This window comes from Natrinema amylolyticum (assembly GCF_020515625.1).
GTDB lineage: Archaea > Halobacteriota > Halobacteria > Halobacteriales > Natrialbaceae > Natrinema > Natrinema amylolyticum.
Genome location: NZ_JAIWPJ010000001.1, coordinates 1,469,566 through 1,493,315, shown reverse-complemented (window position 1 = coordinate 1,493,315; position 23,750 = coordinate 1,469,566). Strand labels below are relative to the sequence as shown.

Annotated in this window: 24 protein-coding genes; 7 read left to right on the top strand and 17 right to left on the bottom strand. The window is 66.9% G+C overall.

What is annotated here, in order from left to right:
* Nucleotides 1-158: 158 nt before the first annotated feature.
* The 4 genes from LDH66_RS07410 to LDH66_RS07395 all read right to left on the bottom strand — a co-directional run bounded on the left by LDH66_RS07410 (nt 159) and on the right by LDH66_RS07395 (nt 4,018).
* Entirely contained in the window at nt 159-1,154 is a 996-nt protein-coding gene (locus LDH66_RS07410) for a TIGR03560 family F420-dependent LLM class oxidoreductase (protein ID WP_226480412.1), read from the bottom strand.
* Nucleotides 1,151-2,512: a bifunctional hydroxymethylpyrimidine kinase/phosphomethylpyrimidine kinase gene (gene thiD / locus LDH66_RS07405; RefSeq protein ID WP_226480411.1), complete on the bottom strand. Its 1,362-nt coding sequence runs from the start codon at nt 2,510-2,512 to the stop codon at nt 1,151-1,153. The genes LDH66_RS07410 and thiD overlap by 4 nt, the downstream gene beginning before the upstream one ends.
* A gap of 87 nt (nt 2,513-2,599) precedes the next feature.
* Nucleotides 2,600-2,800, bottom strand: coding sequence for a hypothetical protein (locus LDH66_RS07400; protein WP_226480410.1), 201 nt, complete (start codon nt 2,798-2,800; stop codon nt 2,600-2,602).
* 189 nt (nt 2,801-2,989) lie between these two features.
* Complete coding sequence (locus LDH66_RS07395) at nt 2,990-4,018, bottom strand: HypE family hydrogenase expression/formation protein (protein WP_226480409.1); 1,029 nt, start codon at nt 4,016-4,018, stop codon at nt 2,990-2,992.
* 246 nt (nt 4,019-4,264) lie between these two features.
* Here LDH66_RS07395 and LDH66_RS07390 point away from each other — a divergent pair, with 246 nt between their 5' ends.
* From LDH66_RS07390 to LDH66_RS07370, 5 genes are all read left to right on the top strand, one after another.
* The gene (locus LDH66_RS07390) at nt 4,265-4,936 is read left to right on the top strand and encodes a heme NO-binding domain-containing protein (RefSeq protein WP_226480408.1); all 672 of its coding nucleotides are present in this window, start codon (nt 4,265-4,267) and stop codon (nt 4,934-4,936) included.
* The gene (locus LDH66_RS07385) at nt 4,929-6,563 is read left to right on the top strand and encodes a methyl-accepting chemotaxis protein (RefSeq protein WP_226480407.1); all 1,635 of its coding nucleotides are present in this window, start codon (nt 4,929-4,931) and stop codon (nt 6,561-6,563) included. The genes LDH66_RS07390 and LDH66_RS07385 overlap by 8 nt, the downstream gene beginning before the upstream one ends.
* A gap of 120 nt (nt 6,564-6,683) precedes the next feature.
* A complete protein-coding gene (locus LDH66_RS07380; protein WP_226480406.1) occupies nt 6,684-7,787 on the top strand; it encodes a putative sulfate/molybdate transporter in 1,104 nt (367 codons plus the stop codon).
* Nucleotides 7,788-7,955: 168 nt separating this feature from the next.
* A complete protein-coding gene (locus tag LDH66_RS07375) occupies nt 7,956-8,435 on the top strand; it encodes a DUF7384 family protein (RefSeq protein WP_226480405.1) in 480 nt (159 codons plus the stop codon).
* Between the two features lie 105 nt (nt 8,436-8,540).
* On the top strand, nt 8,541-9,671 hold the full coding sequence (locus LDH66_RS07370) for a guanosine monophosphate reductase (RefSeq protein WP_226480404.1): 1,131 nt from the start codon (nt 8,541-8,543) through the stop codon (nt 9,669-9,671).
* A 21-nt stretch (nt 9,672-9,692) separates the two neighbouring features.
* Here the strand turns inward: LDH66_RS07370 and LDH66_RS07365 are convergent, their stop codons facing one another.
* Nucleotides 9,693-10,244, bottom strand: a complete 552-nt coding sequence (locus LDH66_RS07365; protein WP_226480403.1) for an XTP/dITP diphosphatase — start codon at nt 10,242-10,244, stop codon at nt 9,693-9,695.
* Between the two features lie 106 nt (nt 10,245-10,350).
* Nucleotides 10,351-11,001 (bottom strand): helix-turn-helix domain-containing protein, encoded by a 651-nt coding sequence (locus tag LDH66_RS07360; RefSeq protein WP_226480402.1) that lies wholly within the window; start codon nt 10,999-11,001, stop codon nt 10,351-10,353.
* An 83-nt stretch (nt 11,002-11,084) separates the two neighbouring features.
* On the opposite strand from LDH66_RS07360, the gene LDH66_RS07355 reads away from it, so the two are divergent.
* A complete protein-coding gene (locus tag LDH66_RS07355) occupies nt 11,085-12,755 on the top strand; it encodes an NADH-quinone oxidoreductase subunit D (RefSeq protein ID WP_226480401.1) in 1,671 nt (556 codons plus the stop codon).
* A 6-nt stretch (nt 12,756-12,761) separates the two neighbouring features.
* On the opposite strand, the gene LDH66_RS07350 is transcribed toward LDH66_RS07355, so the two are convergent.
* The 10 genes from LDH66_RS07350 to LDH66_RS07305 form a co-directional block, all read right to left on the bottom strand.
* Nucleotides 12,762-13,688, bottom strand: coding sequence for a pectinesterase family protein (locus LDH66_RS07350; protein ID WP_226480400.1), 927 nt, complete (start codon nt 13,686-13,688; stop codon nt 12,762-12,764).
* A 135-nt stretch (nt 13,689-13,823) separates the two neighbouring features.
* Entirely contained in the window at nt 13,824-14,108 is a 285-nt protein-coding gene (locus tag LDH66_RS07345) for a DUF5808 domain-containing protein (protein WP_226480399.1), read from the bottom strand.
* Nucleotides 14,109-14,195: 87 nt separating this feature from the next.
* Nucleotides 14,196-15,941, bottom strand: a complete 1,746-nt coding sequence (locus tag LDH66_RS07340) for a bifunctional N(6)-L-threonylcarbamoyladenine synthase/serine/threonine protein kinase (RefSeq protein WP_226480398.1) — start codon at nt 15,939-15,941, stop codon at nt 14,196-14,198.
* A gap of 71 nt (nt 15,942-16,012) precedes the next feature.
* Nucleotides 16,013-16,147 (bottom strand): 30S ribosomal protein S27ae, encoded by a 135-nt coding sequence (locus LDH66_RS07335; protein ID WP_222917139.1) that lies wholly within the window; start codon nt 16,145-16,147, stop codon nt 16,013-16,015.
* A gap of 1 nt (nt 16,148) precedes the next feature.
* On the bottom strand, nt 16,149-16,457 hold the full coding sequence (locus LDH66_RS07330; RefSeq protein WP_007110613.1) for a 30S ribosomal protein S24e: 309 nt from the start codon (nt 16,455-16,457) through the stop codon (nt 16,149-16,151).
* A 113-nt stretch (nt 16,458-16,570) separates the two neighbouring features.
* The gene (locus tag LDH66_RS07325) at nt 16,571-17,659 is read right to left on the bottom strand and encodes a WD40/YVTN/BNR-like repeat-containing protein (RefSeq protein WP_226480397.1); all 1,089 of its coding nucleotides are present in this window, start codon (nt 17,657-17,659) and stop codon (nt 16,571-16,573) included.
* A gap of 215 nt (nt 17,660-17,874) precedes the next feature.
* On the bottom strand, nt 17,875-18,594 hold the full coding sequence (locus tag LDH66_RS07320; RefSeq protein WP_226480396.1) for a helix-turn-helix domain-containing protein: 720 nt from the start codon (nt 18,592-18,594) through the stop codon (nt 17,875-17,877).
* Between the two features lie 271 nt (nt 18,595-18,865).
* On the bottom strand, nt 18,866-19,981 hold the full coding sequence (locus LDH66_RS07315; protein ID WP_226480395.1) for a lipid II:glycine glycyltransferase FemX: 1,116 nt from the start codon (nt 19,979-19,981) through the stop codon (nt 18,866-18,868).
* A 287-nt stretch (nt 19,982-20,268) separates the two neighbouring features.
* Complete coding sequence (locus LDH66_RS07310; RefSeq protein ID WP_226480394.1) at nt 20,269-20,592, bottom strand: HalOD1 output domain-containing protein; 324 nt, start codon at nt 20,590-20,592, stop codon at nt 20,269-20,271.
* Nucleotides 20,593-20,776: 184 nt separating this feature from the next.
* Nucleotides 20,777-21,013: a hypothetical protein gene (locus LDH66_RS07305; RefSeq protein WP_226480393.1), complete on the bottom strand. Its 237-nt coding sequence runs from the start codon at nt 21,011-21,013 to the stop codon at nt 20,777-20,779.
* Nucleotides 21,014-21,411: 398 nt separating this feature from the next.
* On the opposite strand from LDH66_RS07305, the gene LDH66_RS07300 reads away from it, so the two are divergent.
* Entirely contained in the window at nt 21,412-22,200 is a 789-nt protein-coding gene (locus LDH66_RS07300) for a hypothetical protein (RefSeq protein ID WP_226480392.1), read from the top strand.
* 383 nt (nt 22,201-22,583) lie between these two features.
* Here LDH66_RS07300 and LDH66_RS07295 read toward each other — a convergent pair whose 3' ends face one another.
* The gene (locus tag LDH66_RS07295; protein WP_226480391.1) at nt 22,584-23,594 is read right to left on the bottom strand and encodes a tyrosine-type recombinase/integrase; all 1,011 of its coding nucleotides are present in this window, start codon (nt 23,592-23,594) and stop codon (nt 22,584-22,586) included.
* Between the last annotated feature and the right edge of the window lie 156 nt (nt 23,595-23,750).

Here is a 23,750-nt window from a genome sequence, read left to right as displayed (position 1 = left end):
CGTCGGAACGATACCGCGACTGGCGGGTCCGCCGTCTTCACCGACCGCACGTGCCGCGTCGAACGGGTCCTCAAGCGGCCGCCGAGAGATGAGTGTCGCCGAGAGACGAGTGTCGTCGAGAGACCCGTCGCCGAGACAGCCGCCGGTTCTCGAGCCGGCTACGCGAGCAGTTCCTCGGCCAGCAGTGACAGGCTCTCGTCCCCGTCGGCGGCCGCGTCCGGAACCGCGAGCATGACCTCCTCGATGCCGGCATCGGCGTAGTCCGCGAGACGCTCTCGCACGTCGGTCGGCGTCCCCGTCGGGGCCGTCTCGAGGTAGCCCGAGAGGAAGAACTCGCGGGGCTCGCTCGGCCCGTCGGCGGGCAGGAACTCGCTCCGGAAGGCCTCGCGCTTGTCCTCGGCCGCCTCGCTCGTCTCGCCGACGAAGACGAACAGCTCGGCCGACTTGCGGATCTCCTCGTATCGATCCTCGCTCTCGCAGTGCTCTCGGAGCACGTCGAGTTTGTCGGCGAAGCCCGCCGGCTCGAGGGTGCCGTAGTTCCAGCCGTCGGCCAGGTCGGCGGTGTAGCGCAGGGTGAACTCCTCACCGCCGCCCCCGATCCAGATCGGCGGATGAGGCTCCTGTACGGGCTGCGGTTCGCAGAACGCCTCCTCGAGATCGATCTCGAGGTGCTCGCCGTCGTGGCTGTAGGTCTCCTCGGTCCACAGTCCCTGTAGGATTTCGACGGTCTCGGCGAGCCGACGGAGTCGCTCGGCCGGCGGCTCTCGGAACTCGTAGCCGAAGCGGTCGTACTCGTCCGCGTACCAGCCGCCGCCGAGTCCGAGCTCGAGCCGGCCGTCGCTGATGCGGTCGACCTGCGCCGCCATCTTCGCCAGCAGCGCGGGATGGCGGTAGGACTGACTCGTGACCAGCGTGCCGAGCCGAATGCGGTCCGTCGCCTCGGCGACCGCGCTCAACGTCGTCCAGCACTCGTGGACCCCCTGTCGTGGGTCGCCGATCCACGACTGGAAGTGGTCCTCGAGCCAGACCGCGTCGTAGCCGAGCGATTCGGCCTCGCGCGCGGCGTCCCGGACCGTTCCCATCTCGGTGCCGTACTGCGGGAGGATGTAGCCGACGTCGAGGTCGGTCGCCGATCCCGACTCGTCGGCGCTCATTCGGTCACCTCTCGGTCGAGGGCCAGCGTTCGATCGGCGAGCGTCTCGGGATCGCTCGCGACGATTTTGACGAGCGCCTCCTTGCCGACCTCCCCGCGGTCGACGACGGCGACGGGGGGTTCGTCGCGGCCCTCAAACGCCTGCCGGGCACCCCAGCCCATCGTGCTCCCCTCCGTCTCCTTGACTTCGTCGGGCTGTTCGCCGCGGTCGTACTCCGCGACCGGCCACTCGAGGGCTTCGAGCGCCGCCTCGATGTCCGCGTCGAACCGACAGTTGACCGCGAACCGAAGCTCGGGGACGAACTCTCGCGCCGAGAGGAGGAAGCGGGCAACGTGGCTCGAGGCTCCGAACCGAACGCCGCGGTTCGGCTGGACACCCGAGAGCGTGCGCGTGATTCGGCCCTCGACGGCGGCGGTCTCGGCGACGGATTCGGCGTAGGGCGTCGCGCCGACGACGTTCATCCCGACCTCGGGGACCAGCGCCGAGACGTCGGCGTCGACGAACCGGTCGACGACCGCTTGCACTTCCTCGGCCGTCAGCTCCCGGGTGGCCTCGTTTCGCAGCGAGACCATGTGATTGACCGCGCCGTGGCCCTCGCCGACGTCGTAGTAGTACCGGACTGCGCGGGCGAGGAACTCCGTGGCACCCTCGACGGCCGTCTCGAGCGGTTCGCCCTTCGCGAGTCGGGCCGCGATCGCCGAGCCGAGCGTACAGCCCGAGCCGTGGGTCGCCTCGGTGCCGACCCGCGGGTGCTCGAACGTCCGGACGCTCTCCCCGGTGACGAGCGTGTCGCGAACCGTCTCGCCGGGGACGTGGCCGCCCTTGACGAGGACGGCGTCGACGCCGGTCTCGAGGATCGCCTCGCCTGCCTCGATCGCGCTCTCGTCGTCCGTGACCGCGATGTCCGTCAGCACCTCCGCCTCGTCGGCGTTGGGCGTCGCCAACGTCGCTCCGGCCAGTAACTCCTCGTAGGCGCGCTCGGCTTCGGGCTCGAGCAGCCGGTCGCCCGAGGTCGCAACCATCACGGGGTCGACGACCAGCGGGAACTCGAACTCGCGGGCGTACTCGGTGACGGTCTCGATGACGTCGGTCGTCGCGAGCATCCCGGTCTTCGCCGCGCCGACCGCGAAGTCGTCCGTGACGGCCTCGATCTGGGCCTCGATCTCGTCGGTCGGTAGGACGTGCGAGGACTCGACGCCGCGGGTGTTCTGGGCGGTGACGGCGGTGATCGCCGACGTGCCGAAGACGCCGTGTGCAGCCATCGTCGCGAGGTCGGCCTGGATTCCCGCGCCGCCGCCGGAGTCGCTGCCCGCGATCGTCAGTGCGACCGGCCGGCTATCGGGTGTTGGTGTTCGCATACGGAACCGTATTCCCGGGTTATACTAAGCGATGATGGTCAGCGAAGCTGAGAATCGCCTGCAGGGGAGCGGCGCACGCAGAGTCAGTCAGTGGTCTGTAGTGAGTTCGAAGAACCCGTGTTCATGTTTGATCACGCCCGCGTCGTGGAGCGCCGATATCGCCCGACTGGCGGCCTCTTCGCTGCACTCGTGCTCGTCCGCGACCCGCTTTCTGAGCGACTTGTGGGTGTGTCGCTCCCGCTCGAGTTCGTCGACGATCGTCTCCTTCAGGGGTTCGAGGTCGCGCATCGCTCTCGACGCTGCTACTCCCTCGAGACGGGTATCGCTTGCCCACATCGTCGTCCCCCGTCTCTGTGGCGGCGAGTCTCGCCGCTCGAGCAGTTCGGTCGCGTGCCTCCGCGACGCGCTCCCGCTCACGACCGGGCGCGGTCACTCGAGGCTGTCGAGTGCGAACCGCCGGACCGGTCGCGAACCGCGCTATTCGGCCGCTTCGTCCGCCAGTGCAGCGTAGGCCTCCCACGACGGATCGACGGTCGGATGCTCGAGCCGGTCCCCGTCGACGAGCACCTCACCACCTCCGTCCCCGGCGGCCTCGACGCGGCCGATTTCGGCGACCGGCGTGCCCCGGTCCTCGAGCGCCGCGCGCACGTCCTCGACGCCGTTCGGATCGACCGCGAGCAGGAGCGAACCGCAACTGGTCGCGGCCCAGGGGTCGAACTCGAGGTGCTCACAGACCGCGCGGACGCCGGGGCGCATCGGGACGGCCGCGCGGTCGACCGCGAATCGGACGCCCGCGCCGTCGGCCATCTCGTTCAGCGCGCCGGCGAGGCCGCCCTCGGTCACGTCGTGCATCGCCCGCACCGGTCCCGCTGCGGCCGCCGTGAGGGCGTCGCGGACCGAAAAGACCTCCTCGAGGCGCTCCTGTGCGTCTGCGATCACGTCGTCCGGAAGGTCGATGCGATCGCCGAAGAGGGTGCTCAGCAGGCCGACCGATTCCACGGCGGGGCCGTTCGTCAGGAGCAGTCGGTCGCCGGGACGGGCACCGTCGGGCCTGACGATATCGTCGTGGTCGCCGACGCCCATCGCGGTAGCAGCGCCGACCCACGGATGCGAAATATCTCCGTAACGAGCCGTGTGGCCCGTTACGACGGCGACCCCGAGATCCGTACACTCCGCGTGGATCGTCTCCCAGACCGTCGCGAACTCGTCGTCGGTCATCCCCTCGGGGAGCGTGAAACAGATCGAGAGATGCGACGGGGCCACGCCGCTGACGGCTACGTCCGCGAGGACGAGGTCGAGGGCGAACCGTGCGGCCCGCTCGAGGCCGATTGCTGGAAGGATCGACAGCGGATCGGTGGCGGTGACCAGCGCTCGCCCGCCGATATCGAGGACGCCGAAGTCGACACCATGGGCGGGCCCGACGGCGACGTCGTCGCGGTCTGCACCGAGGTTCGGGGCGATATGCCGGTCGAAGAACGCGCGATCGATTTTTCCGAGGTCGCTCACGATCGATCGATGCTAGTCGGCGACCTTATCCGTGATGGTTCGTCGATGCAATCACGAGCGGGCGGTGACGAACTCCCGCTCGATCGCCTCGAGAGCGGCCGCGACAGGCGTTCGCACGATCGATCCCGTACCCAACAATGCAGGGTGAACGGGTAACCGAATACAGTCATAAGGTGGGTTACTACTCGTGAAATCTGATATATCCGAACCAGTGACCGTCAGGCCGGCGGGACACAGCGGGGGATCATGCACGGAATAATCCTGAAGACGCTGCAGGCGTTCGTCGTCGACACCTACGGCGAGGACGCCTGGCTCGCGATCCAGGAGGAGGCCGACATCGAAGAGAAGGTCTACGTGCCAGTCACCGTCTATCCGGACGGCGACGTCTACGAGATCGCACGGACCGCCGGCGAACTCACGGATCAGAGCCCGCGAACGATCCTCACCCAGTACGGGACCTGGGTCGTTCCGGCGCTGCTCGAGACCTACGATCTCCACATCGACGACGAGTGGAACGGGCTGGAACTCATCGCGAACATCCAGCGGTTCCACACCTCGCTGCGGACGCGAGACATGACGACGCTGACGACGCCCCGAATTCGCTCGGAGCGAATCGACGAGAACCGGGTGCGGATCACCTACGACTCGGACCGGAGGCTGTGTGACGTCGCTCGCGGCGCGATTCAGGGGGTCGCCGAGCGCTTCGACGAGGAGTTGGTCGCCGAGGAGTGGACCTGTATGCACGAGGGAGACGACGCGTGCGTGTTCGACATCCGGCGGACGGTGGCAGCCGACGCCGATGCCGACGCTGCGGTCGCGGTCGACTCCCGGTCTGATGGCGACGCCGAATCGACGTCCGGGTTCGAGTTCGAATCCGACGCGACGGCCGACGCCCCGAACGGGGGCACGAATGACTGAGCCCACCGAGACCGCTGCGACAGAGGCCGGCGCGTCGTCGCTCCCGACGGCGATTCAGTCCGAGCGGCCGGTCGGATTCGGCGTCGCGGCAGCGGTGGCGGGACTGCTCGTCGTCGGCGTCGCCGCGGTCGCGCTCGGCGAACTGACCGTCGCCGTCCTCGGCGTCGGCGTCGCCGGCGTCGTCACCACCGGTGGAGCGGCGGCTGCGATCGCCGCGGTCTCGGACGTTCGGGCCGCACCGCGCCAGCGCGACGAACTGCGCGAGGGGATCGCCGACGTGACCGAGCGGACGGCCCGCCTCGAGGACGAGGAGTACGACGTCTCCTTTTCGACTGAGCGGGACGACGAGTTCGGGCGGCTCGAGGCCGCGCTCGCGTCGATTCGGAACCAGCTCGCGGCGGGCGAGCACGCAGACCGCTCGCTGGACGAACTCGAGAGCACAGTCGCGGCGCACGCCGAGACGACGCGGGCGGTCGCGGCGGGCGATCTCACGCGGCGGTTCGACCGGGGCGGGTCTCGCGACGCGATCGACGAACTCGCCGGCAACTCCAACGCGATGCTCGACGAGATCGAGGACGCCTTCGGGACGCTGAAGTCGTTCTCCGGCGAGGTGGTCACCTACAGCCGCGAACTCACGACGAGCATGGAGACGGTGCGGGCCGAAGGCGAGCGCACGAGCGACGCGCTCACCGAGGTCGTCTCGGACAACAGGGAGCAAAACGAGCAGTTGCGGTCCGTCGCGACCGAGATGGAGTCGTTCTCGACGACGATCGAGGAGATCGCCGCCACGGCCTCGGAGGTCGCCGACACGGCGGACAGGACCGCCAGGGTCGGTCGGAAGGGGAGCGAGGCCGCGACCGATGCGATCGAGGGCATGGGCGTGATCGACGCGGAGACCGAGCGCACGCTCGAGGAAATCGAAGGGCTCGAGGCCGAGGCCGAGCGGATCGACGAGCTCGTCGAATCGATCAGCGACATCGCCGAGCAGACGAACCTGCTGGCGCTCAACGCCAACATCGAGGCCACCCGCTCCGACGGGAGCGACGGCGACGGGTTCGGCGCGGTCGCCGACGAGATCCAGAACCTCTCCGAAGAGGTCTACGATTCGGTCCAGACCGTCGAGGAGCGACTCGAGGGGCTCAAACAGCGGGCGATGTCCGCAGGTGACGAGGTCCGCGCCAGCCGCGGCCGAATCGAGGGGAGCGTCGCCGACGTCGAAGACGCCGCGAACGCGCTCGAGCGGATCGCCGATCTCGCCGGACGGACGAACGACGGCGTCCAGGAGATCTCCGCGGCGACCGAAGAGCAGGCTTCGGCGACCGAGGAGGTCGTCGTGCTGGTCGAGTCCGCCGCGGAGACGAGCGATCGGACGGCCGCGACCTCCGCGAGAGCGGCCCGGCGAGCGTCTGCGCAGGCCGACGCCCTCTCCCACGTCGCCCGCAGCGCGACCGTCCTCACCGAGCAGGCCGGCGAGTTGAACGCCCGGCTCGAGCGCTACGTCACCGAGAGCGGCTACGACCTCCCCGAGGCGCGGACGGCCGACGACGTGGATCCGGAAGCGGTCTCGACCGCGACGTCGACGCCGGAAACGATCGGCGACGGACGCGGCGAGAGCGAGATTCGGTAGCGACGACTTCGGCGGGCTCCGTCTCGCCGACGTAACTGAAAAACGTTTCAATCGAGGTCGGAACAAACCGTGAGGAGTTACTGCCAAGAGTCAAGGATAGTGGTCTCATATCGGGTATAGATGGCGTACTCGCTCCGATCCCGGACCGATTCCGACATCGAGTTCTCCGCGAGCGAACTCACGGGTGCGCTAGGTGATTCGGTTACTGTACTGCCGCTGCTCGTGGCGTTAGGGGCGACGACGAGCGTCTCGTTGCCCCACGTCCTGGTCGGCTTCGGCGTCTTCCAGATCGTCTGGGGAGTGTACTACGGGCTGCCGCTCTCGGTCGAACCGATGAAGGCGCTGATCGGGCTTGCGGTCGTCGGCGCGCTGTCCTACGCCGAACTCGCCGCCGCCGGGTTACTCGCCGGCGGGGTCCTCCTCGCCGTCGGGCGACTGGGGCTCGTCGGTCGGCTCCAGCGGGTCGTCGGCGAGCCAGTCGTCCGCGGCGTGCAACTCGCCGTGGCCTTGCTCTTGCTCGAGGCGGCCGTCGACCTCTCGATCAGGAACCTGCCGATGGCGGCGGGCGGGCTCGTCGCGGTCGGCCTGCTGGCGCTCGCGGGCTACCGGCAGGCGAGCGTGCTGGTGGTGCTCGGAATCGGCGGCGTCGCGGCCGTCGCGACGGCGGGGGTGCCGACGGCGTCGGTGCCCGAACTCGCGGTCTTTCCCGCCGGGACGCCCTCGCTGACGACGGCCGCCGTCGAGGGGACCGTCGCCCAGCTCGGGATGACGGTCGGCAACGCCGCGATCGCGACCGCCCTGCTTTGTGGCGACCTCTACGACCGAGATATCTCGGCGGACGCGCTCTCGACGAGCATGGGCGTCACCTGCCTCGCGGCGATCCCGCTGGGCGGCGTGCCGATGTGCCACGGCAGCGGCGGCCTCGCCGGGAAGTACGCCTTCGGCGCGCGAACCGGCGGCGCGAACGTGCTACTGGGGATCGGCTACCTCGCGCTCGCGCTGGTTGCCGCCGGAGCCGTGCTCGCCGCCTTCCCGATGGCGATTCTGGGCGTCCTGCTCGTCGTCGTCGCGCTCGAGTTGGCTCGCGCGGCGTTCGCGCCCGTCGACGATCGCCGATCGCTCGCCCTCGTCGCCGCCGTCGGGGTCGTCGGCCTCGCCGGCAACGTCGGCGTCGCGTTCGTCCTCGGCACCGTCGCCTTCTGGCTGCTCTCCCGGCGGTCGTGAGCGTCTCGGGCGGTCGGTCGCGACCACGAGCCGGACGACCTTTGATCCCATAGTCCCAACCGCCATCGATGAGCGCAAGCTGGGCCGATCTGTTCGACCGCGGAGCGGAGTACGACGGCGACCGCGAGGCGATCCGAGACGAACTCGCGGCGATCCGGGAGGAGAGCGATGCCTGAACGCGACGAACCGAACCCCGCCCGCGTCGTCGCCGATGCCGACGTGCTCGCGGCGGATCTGCTCGTCGGCGGCGACGCGCGCGAGGCGTTGGATCACGTCCGCCGCCACTCCTGGGTCGACCTCGTCGCCAGCGACCCGCTGCTCGAGCAGACGGAACGCCTCGTGACGGCGCTGGCCGACGCCGATCTCGCCGCGGACCACCGCGAACGGCTCGACGCCGAGCGCGTCGCGGTCGACCAGCCTGAGGGTGACCATCCGGGACTGGCGTCGGCCTATCGGGGCGAGGCGGCCCACCTGCTGTCGTACGACGACCGGCTCCGGTCGGCGGCGGCCGGCCTGACCCTGCAGCCCCGCGTCTCCGTCAGCGTCCGTCCGCCGGACGCGTTCGCCCGCCTGTTCGACCCCGCGAGCCTGTACGAGGTCGTCGAGGGCGGCGAGTATCCGGGCCCGGATCGGGACCCGCGAGCCTGACGGCAGTCACGGCGACGAGTCGATATCGGATCTGCGGAGGGCGTCCTCGCGGGCCGATGCGAGACGGGACCCTTATCAGCCCGGGATGCGTGAATGGTGAGGGGAATGAACGATCTACGAATCGGATTGAGCTACGGTGACGTGCTCCTCGTTCCGAAGCGCTCGCCGGTCGACAGCCGCGACGACGTCGCCCTCTCGACGCGGCTCACGCCGACCGTCGAACTGGACGCACCGCTGGTCTCCGCCGCGATGGACACCGTCACGGAGGCCGAACTGGCGGTCGAACTCTCGCGCGCCGGCGGGATCGGCGTCATCCACCGCTTTCTCACGCCGGCCGAACAGGCCGACCAGGTCGAGCGGGTCACCGACGCCGACGAGCAGGTGGCCGCCGCGGTGGGTATCAACGAAGACTACATTGGCCGCAGCGCCGCCCTGATCGAGGCCGGCGTCGACGCCCTCGTCGTCGACGTGGCCCACGGGCACCTCGAGCGGACGCTCGAGGCCGTCGAGGAGCTCCGAGCGGAGTTCCCCGATATCGACCTCGTCGCCGGCAACGTCGCGACGCCCGCCGGCGTCGAGGACCTCGCGGCCGCCGGCGCGGACTGCGTGAAGGTCGGCATCGGGCCCGGCTCTCACTGTACCACCCGGAAGGTGGCGGGCGCGGGCGTCCCGCAGTTGACCGCCATTGACGACTGCGCAGCGGCGGCCGAGGACCTCGACGTGACGATCTGCGCCGACGGCGGGATTCGAACGTCCGGCGACGCGGTCAAGGCCCTGATGGCGGGAGCCGACACCGTGATGCTGGGGAGCCTGTTGGCCGGCACCGCGGAAGCGCCCGGTGCGGTCGTCGAGGTCGACGGCGCGCGGTACAAACGCTCGCGGGGGATGGCGACCACGACGGCCGCCGAGAACCGCGACGACAAGGAGAGCGACGTTCGCGCCGACGAGGGCGTCGAGGCCCTGACCCCGTACAAGGGGCCGGTCGGCGATGTCGTCGACGAGTTCTGTGCCGGCATCCAGTCGGGACTCTCCTACTGCGGCGGGGAGACGATCCCGGACGCCCGCGAGAAGGCCGAGTTCATCCGCGTCGCCCCGAGCGCGAAGGAGCGCGAGGGCTACCACGCGGATCAGGACTGGGAGGGCGTCAGCGTCGAGAGCGAAGCGAAGACGGTCACCGAAGCGCAGCTCGCGGCGGACGACGACGCGGTCGAAACCACTGCGGAAGGAGACGACTAACGCCGATCGGGATTCGGCGCGCTACTCGTCGCGGCCGGCGTACCACTCCGCGAACGTCGCCAGCGCGCGGCCGCGATGCGAAATCGCGTTCTTCTCCTCGGTACTCATCTCGGCCATCGTCTGCCCGTTGTACTCGAAGATCGGGTCGTAGCCGAACCCGCCCTCGCCGCGGGGCGCGACGAGGGTGCCCGCGACCGAGCCCGCGAACGTCTCGGTGCCGGTCTCGTCCGCGTACGCGAGGACGGTCCGGAACTTCGCGCGCCGGTTCTCCTCCTCGCTCGCGAGCCGCCAGAGTCGCTCGACGCCGACGGTGTCCTCGACGTACGCCGAGTACGGGCCCGGAAACCCGCCCAGCGCGTCGACGAACAGCCCCGCGTCGTCGACGAGCACCGGATCGTCGCTTCCGAGTTCCTCGAACGCCTCCCGAGCACCGTGGGCCGCGATCTCCTCGAGCGAGTCGCTCTGGACCTCGGTGTAATCGTACTCGATCTGCTCGACGGGCTCGATCCCGGAGAGGTAGTCCCGCGCCTCGCGGACCTTCCCCTCGTTGCCGGTGACGAATCGAATGGCCATGTACGAGGCGGCGTCCGCGGACGGAAAATAGGCGTCGGTTGCCCGTTCGCACTGCCGCTCGAGGCGTACGTGTCGGAGTAGCGGTCGCGTCCACAGCGGCCCCTCGCTACAGCTCGAGGGCGTCCATCACGGTCGCCTCCGCCTTCCGGAGGTGTTCGGCGGCCGTCCCGGGCGCACAGTCGAGTTCGGCGGCGACGTCCTCGACGCTCGCCGATCGTGGGACGTCGAAGTATCCGAGGTCGCGAGCCACTCGCAGGGTCTCCCGCTGGCGCGCCGTCAGCGCGCCGACCGCGGCGTCGCCCCCGTCGTACTCGCCGACGCGGTCGACGGTCGTCTCGATGCCGTCGGGTATCCCCTCGAGCGCCCGCCGGAGGTCGGCGGACTCGCCGACGACGGAAAATCGAACCGTCCAGTCCGACCGGTACTCCAGCGGCGGCAGCACGACCAGACTCCGCTCCGTGAAGAGCTCGAGGAGGCGCTCGTCGACGCCCTCGGGCACGTCGCGCACGTAGACGGTGAACGTCCGATCGCCGGTCCGCGTGAGTTCGTACTCGCTCACCCGGCCGGTGTCCGCGAGCGCGGCCTCGTAGACGTCCGGATCGCCGACGACGTGGAAGATGAAGGCGTTGTCGTCGTCCCCGGCGAAGTTGCCGTGGACCATCCGATAGGCGTCGAAGGCGTCGCTCTCGGCGACGAACCGGTGCATCGGATGGATCGTCTCGGCGTCGTACCGCAGCGTGAGCCGAACCGTCTTCACGGCCGGAGGATCCGGTCTGCGTATATAAATAGCCTAGTGGCTGTCGCAGAATCGACTCGTCTCTCGTCGCCGAACAGCGGCGTATGGCACCAGGTTCGACGCTCGAGTCCCGGGGGACCGGGACGAGGGATTCGGCGGGGGAGATCGACCTCGAGAGTCTGCTCGGCGACGCGGTCCTCGGTCGGGACGACCACGAGAACGCGCCCGCGGTCGTGATCCGGCCGGACGAGGTTCGGGACGTCCTCGCGACGCTGCGAGACGAGGCGGGGTTCGACCACTGTTCCTGCGTGACGGCCCAACAGTACCCGGACCGGTTCGAGACGATCTACCACCTGAAGTCCTACGCCGATCCGATGCGCGAGGTGAGCGTCGTCGTCCCGACGCCGGTCGACGATCCGGTCAGCGAGTCGGCCGCGCCGGTCTACCGGACCGCGGAGTGGCACGAGCGCGAGGCCTACGACCTCGTCGGGATCGAGTACGAGGACCATCCCGACCCGCGGCGGATCCTCCTCCCTGAAACGTGGCAGGGACATCCCCTCTCGAGATCCTATGATCAGGAGCAACCGCAGGTCGTCACCCTCTCGGAGCACGCCAACCCCATCGCGGGCGACGAGCACGACGCCGCGTCGGAGACGATGTTTCTCAACATCGGCCCGCACCATCCGTCGACGCACGGCGTGCTCCACGTGAAGGCGGTGCTGGACGGCGAAACGGTCGTCGACGTCGACCCCGACATCGGCTACATCCACCGCTGTGAGGAACAGATGTGCCAGCAGAGCACCTATCGCTACCAGATCATGCCCTATCCGGACCGCTGGGACTGGGTGTCCTCGGGACTCCTGAACGAGTGGGCCTACGCCCGCGCCGCGGAGGACTTGGCCGACATCGAGGTCCCCGAGTACGCGCAGGTGATCCGAACGATGGGAGCCGAACTCTCGCGGCTGGCCTCCCACTTCATCGCCGTCGGCACTTACGCGCTGGACATCGTCGGCGAGTTCTGCGCCGCCTTCCAGTACGCCATCCGCGACCGCGAACTCGTCCTGGACGTGCTCGAGGAGCTGACCGGCCAGCGGATGATGTTCAACTACTTCCGGCTGGGCGGGGTCGCCTGGGATCTGCCCGAACCCCGCGGGGAGTTCATCGCGGGCGTCCGGGACGTGCTCGATAGCTTCCCCGCCAAGATCGACGAGTATCACGAGCTGCTGGTCACCAACGAGATCTTCCAGCGCCGCTGCGTCGATACCGGGGTCTTAGCGTCCGACGCGGCGAAGCGATACGGCTGTACCGGCCCCGTCGCCCGCGGCTCCGGCATCGACTACGACCTCCGGCGAGACGATCCCTACGGCTACTACTCGAACCTCGAGTGGGACGTCGTCATCGAACCCGACGGCGACAACTACTCTCGGCTGCTCGTTCGACTGCGGGAGATCGAGGAGTCCGCGAAGATCGTCGATCAGTGTCTGGACCTGCTCGAGGACTGGCCCGAGGACGAGCGAGCGATCCAGCGCAACGTCCCCAGAACGCTCAAACCCGACGCCGACGCAGAGATCTATCGGGCCGTCGAGGGGGCGAAGGGCGAACTCGGGATCTACATTCGTGCGGACGGTACCGACGCGCCGGCGCGGTTCAAGATCCGCAGCCCGTGCTTCTCGAACCTCTCCGCGCTGCCCGAGATCGCTCGCGGTGAGTACGTCGCCGACCTGATCGCGTCGATCGGGAGCCTCGACTGTATCATGGGCGAAGTCGACCGCTGACCCCGATCAGCGCGCGGCCTCCGCGAGCCGCTCGAGCGGGTCCCAGCCGTCGAAGACGGTCTCGAGGGTGTACGCGGCGGCCTCCTCGTCGGTCAACTGGTGGGCCCAGTCGACGCGCTCGTCGGGCGCGAAGCCGGGGCTCTCGTTCTCGTACTCGGCGTAGAAGGCGGTCTCCTCCTTGTCGGGGTCCCGCCAGTTGTGCCACCCCTCGGGCCGTACGTGGTCGCCCAGATAGCAGTGAGCAAACACCGTCTGCGCGTACGGCCGCCACGGCCGGCCCAGGTAAAAGGAGTCTGCGGGCGCGTCGCCCGTGATCTCGCAGTCCCGGAAGAGGTAGCCGTAGTCTGTGTCCTCGGTCGTCGAAGCGGCCGTCACGTAGCCTTCGTCGCCGGTGCAGAAGATCTCGCAGTCCTCGAAGACGGCCGTCGACCAGCCGAAGATGAAGTCGACTCGCCCCTCGATATAGCAGTCGCGGTAGTACTGGCGGCTGTCCTCGCCGTGGGTGTAGAGGGTGTCCTGGTGGCCCAGAAATCGGCAGTTCTCGAAGACGGCGCGGTCGCCGTCGACCCGGACGGCCACGGCCTGTCCCACGGCGCCCGCCGTGTTCTGAAACGTGAGGTCCCGCGCCGTGAAGTCGTCGCCGAAGAGGAAGCAACTCGAGGACTCGGTGGTCCCCATCTCCTCGCCGAAGCGGTTCTCCTTACCGTTGTAGTCGTCGTAGGTGAGGACCGTCTCTTCGGGGTCCGCACCGACGAGGGTCACGTTCGTCTTGGACGTCGGCACCACCAATTTCTCCTCGTAGGTCCCGCGTTCGACGAGGATCGTCGTCTCCGCGTCCCGGAAGTCGGGGACCGCGTCGATCGCGGCCTGGACGGACTCGAAATCACCGCTTCCATCGCGAGCGACCGCGAAGTCGTACGCTTCGTCTCGCATAGTGTCACCGTGTTTCGACTCCGTCTAGTAGAAGATTCGGTCTCTCCGGGTCACAATCTCGAACTGCGATTCCGCAGCAGCCGCTCGAGGCGCGGCTCTCGGTCTCGAGGACGCGACGGCGAAAACAGTGCGATCTCAGTCGTCCTGGTCGTCGACGATGACCTCGACGGGTTCGTCCGCGGTGTCCTCGCCGCCCTCGGACGCGCCCTGCTCCTGTTGCCAGAGGAGCGCGCCGGCGACGGCGACGACGATCCACGAGCGCCAGTTGGCGAGGTTCAGAGTGTAGCCGACGCCGAAGGGTTTCTCGACGAGCATCCCTTCGCCGGGCTGCCAGTACGACGAGAGCATGCGACTGATGCTCGGTCGTTCGAAGTTGTACGGGACCCCAAGAATCTCACCGGAAGTCGGCTTCTCTGCCATGGCAGGTGATACGTCCTCCCCTGATAAGAGTATTGTGTGCTGTGACGATCGGTGCAATCGGCCGCCCGCAGGCGGCCGACCGGGGAGCTACTCGCCGTTCGATTGATATCGCCCGCGCCCCTCGACGTCTCGCAGGCGCTCGAGCACGCGCTCCTCGCCGACCTCGCGATACCCCTCCCGGACCGCCTCGCGGAGCGGCTCGGGGTCGTCGGCGGTCCCGACGAGGCTCTGGTCGAAGACGTGGAGGTCCATCGCGTAGTCCTCGACGTGGTCGGTGTGGTAGCCGAGCCCGAAGTCGATGAGGAACGTCCGATCAGACCCGTGCTCGTGGCCGTCGGCCGCTTGCTCGTTCGATGGGGCGTCACCTCCCGCGCGCCCTACCCGGATATTCCGCGTCGTCGGATCGCCGTGGACGAACCCGGCTCGGTGGAGCCGCGCGAGATGCCGACCGACGTCGCGGACGCCCGCGGTCGTCAGCTCCGCTCGTAGGTCCCGCTCGCCGACGTACTCGAGTTCGAGGCGCGCCTCGCGCGGATCGACGTCCGAGAGCACGGGCGTCGGCACCCCTTCGCGACGGGCCAGACTGGTGAGTCGGGCCTCGAGCGTCGTCCGCTCGCGGCGGAGCCGGTCGTCGAGTTCGGGGTGGCGGTAGGTCTTGACCTCGCGACGTTTCGTCACGCGGCCGGCGTCGGGCTCTATGTCGACGAGCGCTTCGGCCCCGCGGACCTGCCGGTCGCCCTCCGTCGTCTCACCGCGGCCGGCCGCGAGTTCGGGCTCGTCCGTGCGCCACGTGACCGGTACCTGATCGGGCCGGAAGTCGGGGTCGACGCGGGAGTCCTCGAGCGCGAGGGTATCGCCGGCCTCGTACATCTTGGCCCCCAGTACTGCGATCATGCCGGCGTTGTCCCGCAGGAAACGGGGCTCGGGGGCGTGGAACTCGGCCCCGCGCTGGGCGCACATCTCTCCTAACATCTCGCGCAGGCGGTCGTTCTGGCCGACGCCGCCGCCGAGCACGAGTTCGTCGCTGCCCGTCAGCGAGAGCGCGCGCTCGGAGACTTCGGTCAGCATGCCGAAAATATTCTCCTGCAGGGAGTAGCAGACGTCCTCGACCGGGACGTCATCGTCGTAGGCCTGTTTGGCGGCGCTCATGATCCCCGAGAAGGAGAAGTCCATCCCCTTGACGACGTAGGGGAGGGCGACGTAGTCGCCGTCTTCGGCCGCCGCCTCGACCTTCGGCCCACCGGGGTGAGACCAGCCGACGTGGCGGGTGAACTTGTCGATCGCGTTGCCGACGCCGGTGTCCATCGTCTCGCCGAGCACGCGATAGCGCCCGTTGCGGTAGGCCAGCAGATGCGCGTTCGCCCCGCTGGCGTTGAGACACACCGGCGAGTCGAAGCCGGAGGTGTGGCGACCGATCTCGAGGTGAGCCACCATGTGGTTCACGCCGACCAGCGGCACGTCGAGGGCCTGACTCAGTGCTCGAGCGGCCGTGCCGACGATGCGGAGGCAGGGACCGAGTCCCGGGCCGCGGGAGAAGGCGACGGCATCAACAGGCGCAGCCTGTTGGCCCGACGAGCTTCGCTCGTCGACGTCGACCGGCGACTCCGTCGCTGGGCCGTCGTGGGTCTCGCGGGCGTGCTCGAGGGCCCGTTCGACGACGCGCGGAACGGCCTCGTGCATGTGTTCGGCGGCTTCGCGGGGATGAATGCCGCCGCTCTCGGGTTGGTAGGCGTCGCTCTCGATAAACACGTCGTTGCGCTCGGCGTCGAAGACCGCTGCGCTGGCGGCCCAGGCAGTGCCTTCGATCCCGAGGATGCGGCAGGTGTCAGTCACGGATGAAAACGGCTGCTACCGGCGTTCGACGTGCCACAACCGCCTTCGGCACGTCGCCCATCGGTCGGGGGTTACTCCCACTCGGTGTAGCTGCACTTCCCGCAGTGCTTGCGGTCGCCGTGATCGGCGAGGAAGACGTCGCCACAGCGGGGGCACAGTTCGCCCTCGGTGCTCCCGTCGTCGCCGTAGAGTTCGTGTCGCGCCATTTTATGCTTCCTCCGCTTCGGCCTCTTCGTCAGCGCCGATCTTGTTTCGCTCGAGCATGTGGTCTTGCTCGACCTCGCGGGCGTAGTCGTCGGTCTCGTAGACCTTCGCCTGTCCGACGGTCTTGCGCATTCCGAACTTGGTGTCGAGTTTGCGGATGACGACCTCGTCGGCGTCCTTGTTCAGCTTCGCCGCGAGACTGTCGCGGACCTGCAGACGGGAGGGCGTGGCGTCCTCGTGGACGAGTTCGAAGGTCACGTCCGTTCGATGCAACATGGGGTTCTCCGTTTCGGAGATGATGTCGACGTCCATGATATCACTCAGTTACCTTACTATCCCCGTGTAGCGCCTAAAAGGATTTCGAAGCGGCCCACCCGCTTCGGCGGGATCGGTCGTCGAACGAACCGGGGCACCATCGAACCGACTCACGAGAGCGCGACCAGTCCGCGCGGCGTCCGCGACTCGAGCTCGTCGGGCCGGTCGATATCGATCTCGGTCCACGAATCGCCGAAATCATGCGTCACGAAGAGGCCCCGGTTGGTCACGACGTAGACGAGACCGGGTTCACCAGTCGTCGCGAACACGGCTCGGACGACGCCCTCCCCGGTCGGAAGAGCGAGCTCGTCGAGTCGCTCCCAGGAGACGTCGCCCTCGCCGTCCGCGTGCTCCTCTCCGCCCTCCTTGCGGTAGACGTACGACTCCGCGCGACTCGTCATGTGGGCCGTCGACGCGCCGTGCGCGCTCGAGACGAGTACCCGCTCCGGATCGCCGGGATCGGGGATGACGCTCCAGCAGTAGGTGTGCTCGAGGCCGGCCTGCGGCCGTCGCCACGTCTCGCCGCCGTCGTCGCTCTCGGCGTAGCCGTCGCCGGCCGCGGCGTAGAGTCGCCCGTCTCGATCCGGGTGCGTCGCCAGACTGTGGTTGTCCCGGCGCGATCCGGGCGGCCGCTCGTGCCAGGTCTCGCCGCCGTCGGGCGTGTACGCGAACGCGCCCGCTTCGATTCCGACGTACAGCCGCTCCGGGTCGGCCGGATCGACCTCGAGCCAGCGGACGTGGTGGGTGTCCGGACGCGGCGGGAAGTACCACTCGTCTTCAGACGGCAGGTCCGTGAGTCCCTCGAGGCGGGTCCACGAGTCGCCGCCATCGCGCGAGCGGTAGATCCGGCTGGGCTCCGTGCCGGCGTAGACGACCCGCGAGTCGTGCGGACTAATCGTCACGGCCGTCACGCGATCGCTCTCGTGGGTCTCACCGGTCGCCGTTCCGTCCGTCGGTGCCCGGGTCTCGGCCGCGAATTCGGTCTCGAGCCGGTCGAACGTCTCGCCGCCGTCGGTGCTTCGGAACAGGCCGTCCGCGACGGTCCCGACGTAGTAACGGGCCGGCGCGTCGGGGACCGCTGCGACGCACTCGAGGTCGCGCCCCTCGAGTCGCGTCTCCGTCGTCCAGCCGTCGGGATCGGTCGCCTCGCCCGCACAGACGAGCAGTCGATCTCGGAGTGCGATGGCCACGGTGGTCATACGAGTCCTCACGATGGCCGACCGGATACAAGTCGCCATTCGCGTCACTGCTCGCATCGATCCGGTATCGAGGGCGGTGACTGATCTCTCACTGGTTCGACGGAGCCGCTGGCTCGCCATGCGATCGGCCGCAGTCGAGCGCCAGCGGTTCGGTTTCACTGGTCGCTCTCCGCCCGCTCGAGATCGCGGGACGGAGGCTGGAACGTGAGCATCGCTTATCGGGACGGGCCGGTCGGTGCCCGACCTCGCTCACGGTCGGCGTCGGTCCGCGAATCGTCGCCCGCGATAAGCGTCGACATGAGTCGGGCTTCGATCCGACGGAGGTGTTGGCCAACGGTCCCGGCGGAACACTCGAGTCGGGCTGCGATCTCCTCGTAAGTCACCTGACGGGGCTCTTCGTAATATCCCTCCTCGACCGCGACGCGAAGCACCTCCCGCTGGCGGTCCGTCAGGTCAGCGAAGGGACGCGCCTCGGACGGGTCGTAGTCGCTGAGGCGCTCGATTTCGACGTCAACGATCGCCCGCGTCTCCTCGATGACCCGTCGCAACGCCTCCTCGCGGCCGATCTCCGAGACGCGAAGGCTCCGGTTCTCCAGTCCCGCGTACTCGAGGGGGTAGTCCAGCAACACCGCGTGTCGGTGATGGATCGCGAGGAGCTCTCGCGTGAGATCGCTCGGTCGGTAGTGCAACTGGAGGATCGTCCTCTCGCCGTCGTCGGTGAGCTGGTAGTCGGCGACTGTCGGCCCAGTCTCCTTGAGCGCGTTCCGGACGGCCGCTCGCTCCCCGCGGACTACCTTTTGGGTGATGATCGTGCCGTCGGTGAGGCGATCGATGTGCTGAATGGACTCGAACGTGACGCCCAGCTCGCGGAGTCGTTCTGCGCCCGCATCGAAGTATCCCCGTGCCGGTGTGAGAACGTATGTCACGTATCGCATGGGACGGAAATAACGGATACTGATAGAAAACAGTTGTGACTGTTCACGGTTTAATATATGCCGAAAATAAGCTGTTTAAAACCCGGAGACAGCAGAGAGCTGTCGATCCCGTCTCGAGCAAACTCTCGTCGTAAGTGGATTTTACACTGTAAAATGGGGGGGGGGGGTGCGGACGAGAAGCAGTGGTTCTCCCGCTCGCTTTCGATAGATCGCCAGTCACGCCGCGTCACGGCGAGTAGGCTGCTGGCACCCACTGACCCGCCGGGACGAATTACGTGTAATACGGCCAGTAGAGTGCCCGCCCCGCCTTTACCAGCGGCCAGAGGGGGCTACAGCCGCGCTCCCAAACGAGGACCGGGACGGCCCGGCCACCGAACCCTTCCTTGAATCGGAAGACGCCGTCCTCGAAGTCCGTGTTCGTACTCCCGAAGTCGTAGGTCTCGTAGCCGTTGTCGATCCCCCACTGGAAGACGTGATCGTAGAGCAGTTCCGAGGCGTGATCGTCGAAGTACTCCTGCGGAACGGCGGCGAAGAAGCCGTGAATCGAGTCGCGTTCGTCGTCGAGCAACTCGAGCATCCCGCCCGCGTACTCGCCGTCGATCCGAATCGTCAGCAAGAGGAGTCTGTCGTCCATCCCTTGCAGCGCCTCGAAGAACGAGAACGGGTACACCTCGCCGCCGACGCGGTCCATGACGCGTTCGTAGGTGCGATGGAATCGATGCAGATTCTCCCGAGTGATCTCCTCCTCGACGACCTCGTAGTCCACGTCCCGGCCGTGTTCGATCCCCCGCCGCCGGGTCCGGCTCATGTCCGCGAGGATCTCGTCGTGGCCCTTGGTGAGATCGAGCAGGAACCGACACTCCCGCCGATAGGGTTGATAACCCTGGGACTGGAAGGCGTCGTTATACCGGAGATAGCTCATGTCCAGCCCCCGGATCTGGTGGACGATCGTCCGTCCGCCACAGAGTTTCGGGACGGCCTCGGTTACGCGCTCAAGGGACTCCTTCGTGTCCGTCGGGAGCAACGGCCCGCCGAAGCCCGGATACAGCGACGAGAGCCGGTTGAACGGCGTCTTCTCGATTTCGACTACGAAGTTCGGCATCCCCCCGATCGTGTTCCCGTCCTTGGTGATCTCGAGGTGGCGGGGCGTATAGCCCAGTCCCGTCTCGATCGCGTCGAGCCACTCGTAGCGGTGAAACACGCTGCCGCGACTCGAGCGCTCGACGATCCCGTTCCACTGCGCTTTCCCCACGTCCCGTATCGAGTCGACGACGGTCACCTCGAGGCTCGAATCCTCGTTCCGCGCGGATCGCCCGTATCGATTCGAGAACAGCGACCCGATTCGATGGAGTCTCGATCGAGGGTTGCCGCCGGTCTTCTGTGCCATTGCCCGATGTCAAGAGGGGTTCCCTATTTGGTAGTCCGTCCATTCTCCGCCGGGCCGATGACGGTAACGACACCCAACCGATTCGAGATCACAGCCGCGTGGCCGGTAGCGACCGGATAATCGGGCACTCGAGGCAGCGGTTTCGATCGTCGCTGCACGTGCCCGATCCTACTCGCCGAGGTCGGGCTACCGGCTATAGTGGCTGAGAAGCTCGATTCCGGGACCAAACCCGATTTCACTCTCACCGGTGCTTAGGAGAAGTGCGGACCGGACCGATACTGCCCCTCTCAGTCAGATCCCATCAGCGGGTTCTGCGGGGGATCGTCGACGACCCGTATCGATCCGTCTCCGTCGGCGACGACGGTGTAGCCCTCGTATCCGAACGACACTTGCACCGACCGGTCGCGTCGTTCGGCGTGGGTGACGAACGTCGCCAGCGCGTCGACCTCCACGGCGTCGTAGAGGGGTTCGAGGTCGGTTTCGTCGACGCCAGTTATCGCGGCGATGCTCCGGAGAATGGCCTCTACCGTCGTTTCATCGGACTTCCGTTCGGTCACGAACGGGGTGCCACCATCGGCTCTACAGGTGTCGTGAGACGGAAAGTCATTCATAAAGGCATATAGAATGTACGGTGAAACAATAATCAACGTTCTCCCAATGTGTTTTGTGGGAGAACGTACGAACGGGTGAAACGACCGCTGAGAGAGGCTCTCGAGCCCGATTCGAGTCTCGGCGACTCGAGGCGGCTGGTCCGACCCGACCCGCCTGCGGGCACCGTGCCCGTCGAGGCAATCGTTACTCATCGTCCGCACTCGGGAGCGCAGCAGGCGATACACGACAGCCACAGGGGGCCGCGTAGCCGTCCGTCGGCCCGACGACGGTCGTCGTGATGATCGGCTCCCCACAGCTCGGACAGTCCGGCAGCACGCTCGAGGCGTCCGGGTCCCGCGGACAGTCCGGCAGCACACTCGAGGCGTCTGAGTCCCGTTCGGTCGCGGGTTCACCGCCCGCGCTCGAGGCGTCGTTCGTCATTGCGACCTCCGCTCGAGGGTAGTGGCGGTCTCGAGGACTATTGCAGGTGTTTCTGTCGGGCGATTCGACGGTCGTGCGGGACGTTTATATCCCGGTAGAATGTACGGAATCATGGCTTTCGAAGCCTCGCTGGCTTGGAAGCCACGTCTCGGGTGGTGCAACACCCGGGGCATTTTGCTGCGTGCCCCCTGCGTCTCGCGGAGAGTGGCTTCTATTATAGTTTCTAACTGTTAGTTACTTATATCTGCTGTTGATTGGGTTGATTTAACTTCTTTTCTTTCGAACATGCGTGATTACGCCCCTAGAGTTGAATCGAAACGGCGGTTCACAATCTTCTATTCAATTTTTGGTTCTCGGCCATCAAAATAATTAATCAATTGGCTTCAAAAGCAACCCTAATGAAACGCAAATACCTCGTTGTCGGAGTGCTCGTCACCCTCCTTGTCGCCGGGGTCGGGGCACTGTTCCTCTTTCCACTGGACACAACGTCAACGGAGGTGCCATTCGAGTACGGCGATTCCGAACAGTCCGCCTCCTCGGGAGAGATCAGGGTCGACGGAGAGCTGTTTGTCGCCCACGAGGCGACGGTCCTCGGACCCGACGCCGCTCACGTCACGCACGAGTACGAGCAGGTGACGACGGAGTATTTCTACGAGGACGGTCGGGTGTACACGAAATACACGACGACCGCCGACGAGGACCGCGAGTCGATCCGGTCGGACCTCGAGACCGACGACGACGTCGTTCACTACGGGCACCACGAGGACCGCGTGGTCCTCGTCACGGAAGGCCAGGGGACGTACGACGGCGGCAACCTCCGCTCCACCCGCTCGATTACCACCCGACCGCTGATGTCTCTGAACTACGACCAGGTCGAGGACGGGAGCGACGGAGACTACGCCGTGTACGAACCCTCGTCCGCGTGGGTGAAATTGAACCGCTCGTTGACTCGCATTGATCCCGAGCGGGGCGACGTTCGGACCGATCCGGAGACGGACGTCCTCAGATCGATGTCGCTCGAACTCTCCTTGACCCAAGCGTCGTCGTACGGTGAGTACCTGTTGCAGCGCGAGCCGGACGGCTCCATCCACGTCGAGTACGAGTACGACCCCGATCCGGAGCCGACGACCCTCGAGACACCGGACTGGGTCGAGCAGTGCGTGGAGAACGACGACTGCGAGTTCTGAGATTTTCGTCCGCAGTCTCCAGAGTGATTTCACTTTCCGTGCCGCTGTCGGAGTGATGCGGTGTATTTTGATGATATGGCCGGGGCTTGTCCCCGAGCAGGGATTTGAACCCGAAATGAGACGGTCCTGCTCGCTCGTTCCACTCGCTCGCGGGCTATGACTCATAGGGCTTCAAATCCCGCCTTCGACGACGATTCGCGCCGCTCGCGAATTTGCTCGCGGCGCAGAATAGTGGACTCGTCGGGATTGAGCAAACCCGAAGGGTTTGCGATGTTCGGCGAGTCCACGACTGAACGAGCGAAGCGACGTGAAGAAGTGGACTCGCCGGGAACCTCGAAATTAACCAGAGGACGTAGGGTTCGGAGTGAATCAGTGACCGACATTCAGACCCCCTCCAGGAACTTGCGTCGCTGCTCCATTTTCTCGTCAGGCTGGCGCGCATCGTAGTGCTGGTACAGCACCTCGAGAGACACGTCCATCCGGTCAGAGACGATCTCCGGCGGCACGTCCTCGAGCAGGTGGCCGGTGATCGCACCGCGACGAATAGCGTGGGGTGAGCGCGTCGAGGGGCACTTAGACGGAATATTCGCAGCTCCGACCGCTTCGCACGTCTCGGGGTCGCGATCGTGCGGACAGTCCGTGACGAAACACGGCTGGCAACAGCGGTAGACGGTGTTTCGGATCGACCCACCGGAGATACGGCCTTGTTTGGTCGTCAGTAGCGGCTCACGCCCGTGATCGTCGTTCGTATCGATCCGGTTGACCTTGATGTACTCCGAGACGATGCTATACCACTCCGGACCGAGGAATACCCACCGCTCGCTTCGGTCCTTGTTTTTCAGCGGCGTATCCGTCTCGGGCCGGTGCTTGAGGTAGATCGCGAACTGATTGCCTTCCAGGTCGGAGAGGTCGATGGACCGGAGCGCCGAGAGACGCATCCCGGTCCGCCAGAGGATCGCCATGATGACGTGATCCCGGCTCGCGTACTCGTACCGGTCGAGGTGTTCCAGAATCTTCTCGGCTCGAGGGCGTTCGAGCTTGATACTCCGGGATTCGGACCCATCGGGAACCTCCGGTGCGTGGACCTTCTCGTTCAGTCCCTCCGGGACGGCCTCGATGTCGGCGGCCCACGCCAGGAACTCTCGAATCGCACTGAGGTTCTTCTGGAGAGTGATCGGTTTCACCTTCTCGCGGCGGTGGGCGACGAACAGCGCCAGATCCCGACCGGTAAGGTCGTTCAGGTTGTCGATCTCGTTGTCCGAACACCATGCGGTGAATTGCTCGAGCGTCGTCTGGTTGTTGTAGTACGTCGATTCCGCGACGCTCGGTTTCCGGTGCGCAAGGAACGCTTCGATACCTTCAGTCGGCGTCATCGGCTCGAGGTCGTCGCTCATCGACGCACCTCGAGATTGTTAACGGAATGGTTGAATTCGGTACTCTTACCGTGGTGTAGCGTGCATTCGGGCATGGTCTCACTGTTGTGGGACCGCGGACGAACCGTGCACGCCACTGTGTAGGAGCTGGGGCGTGCGCGGCTGCTGTCCGTCGGT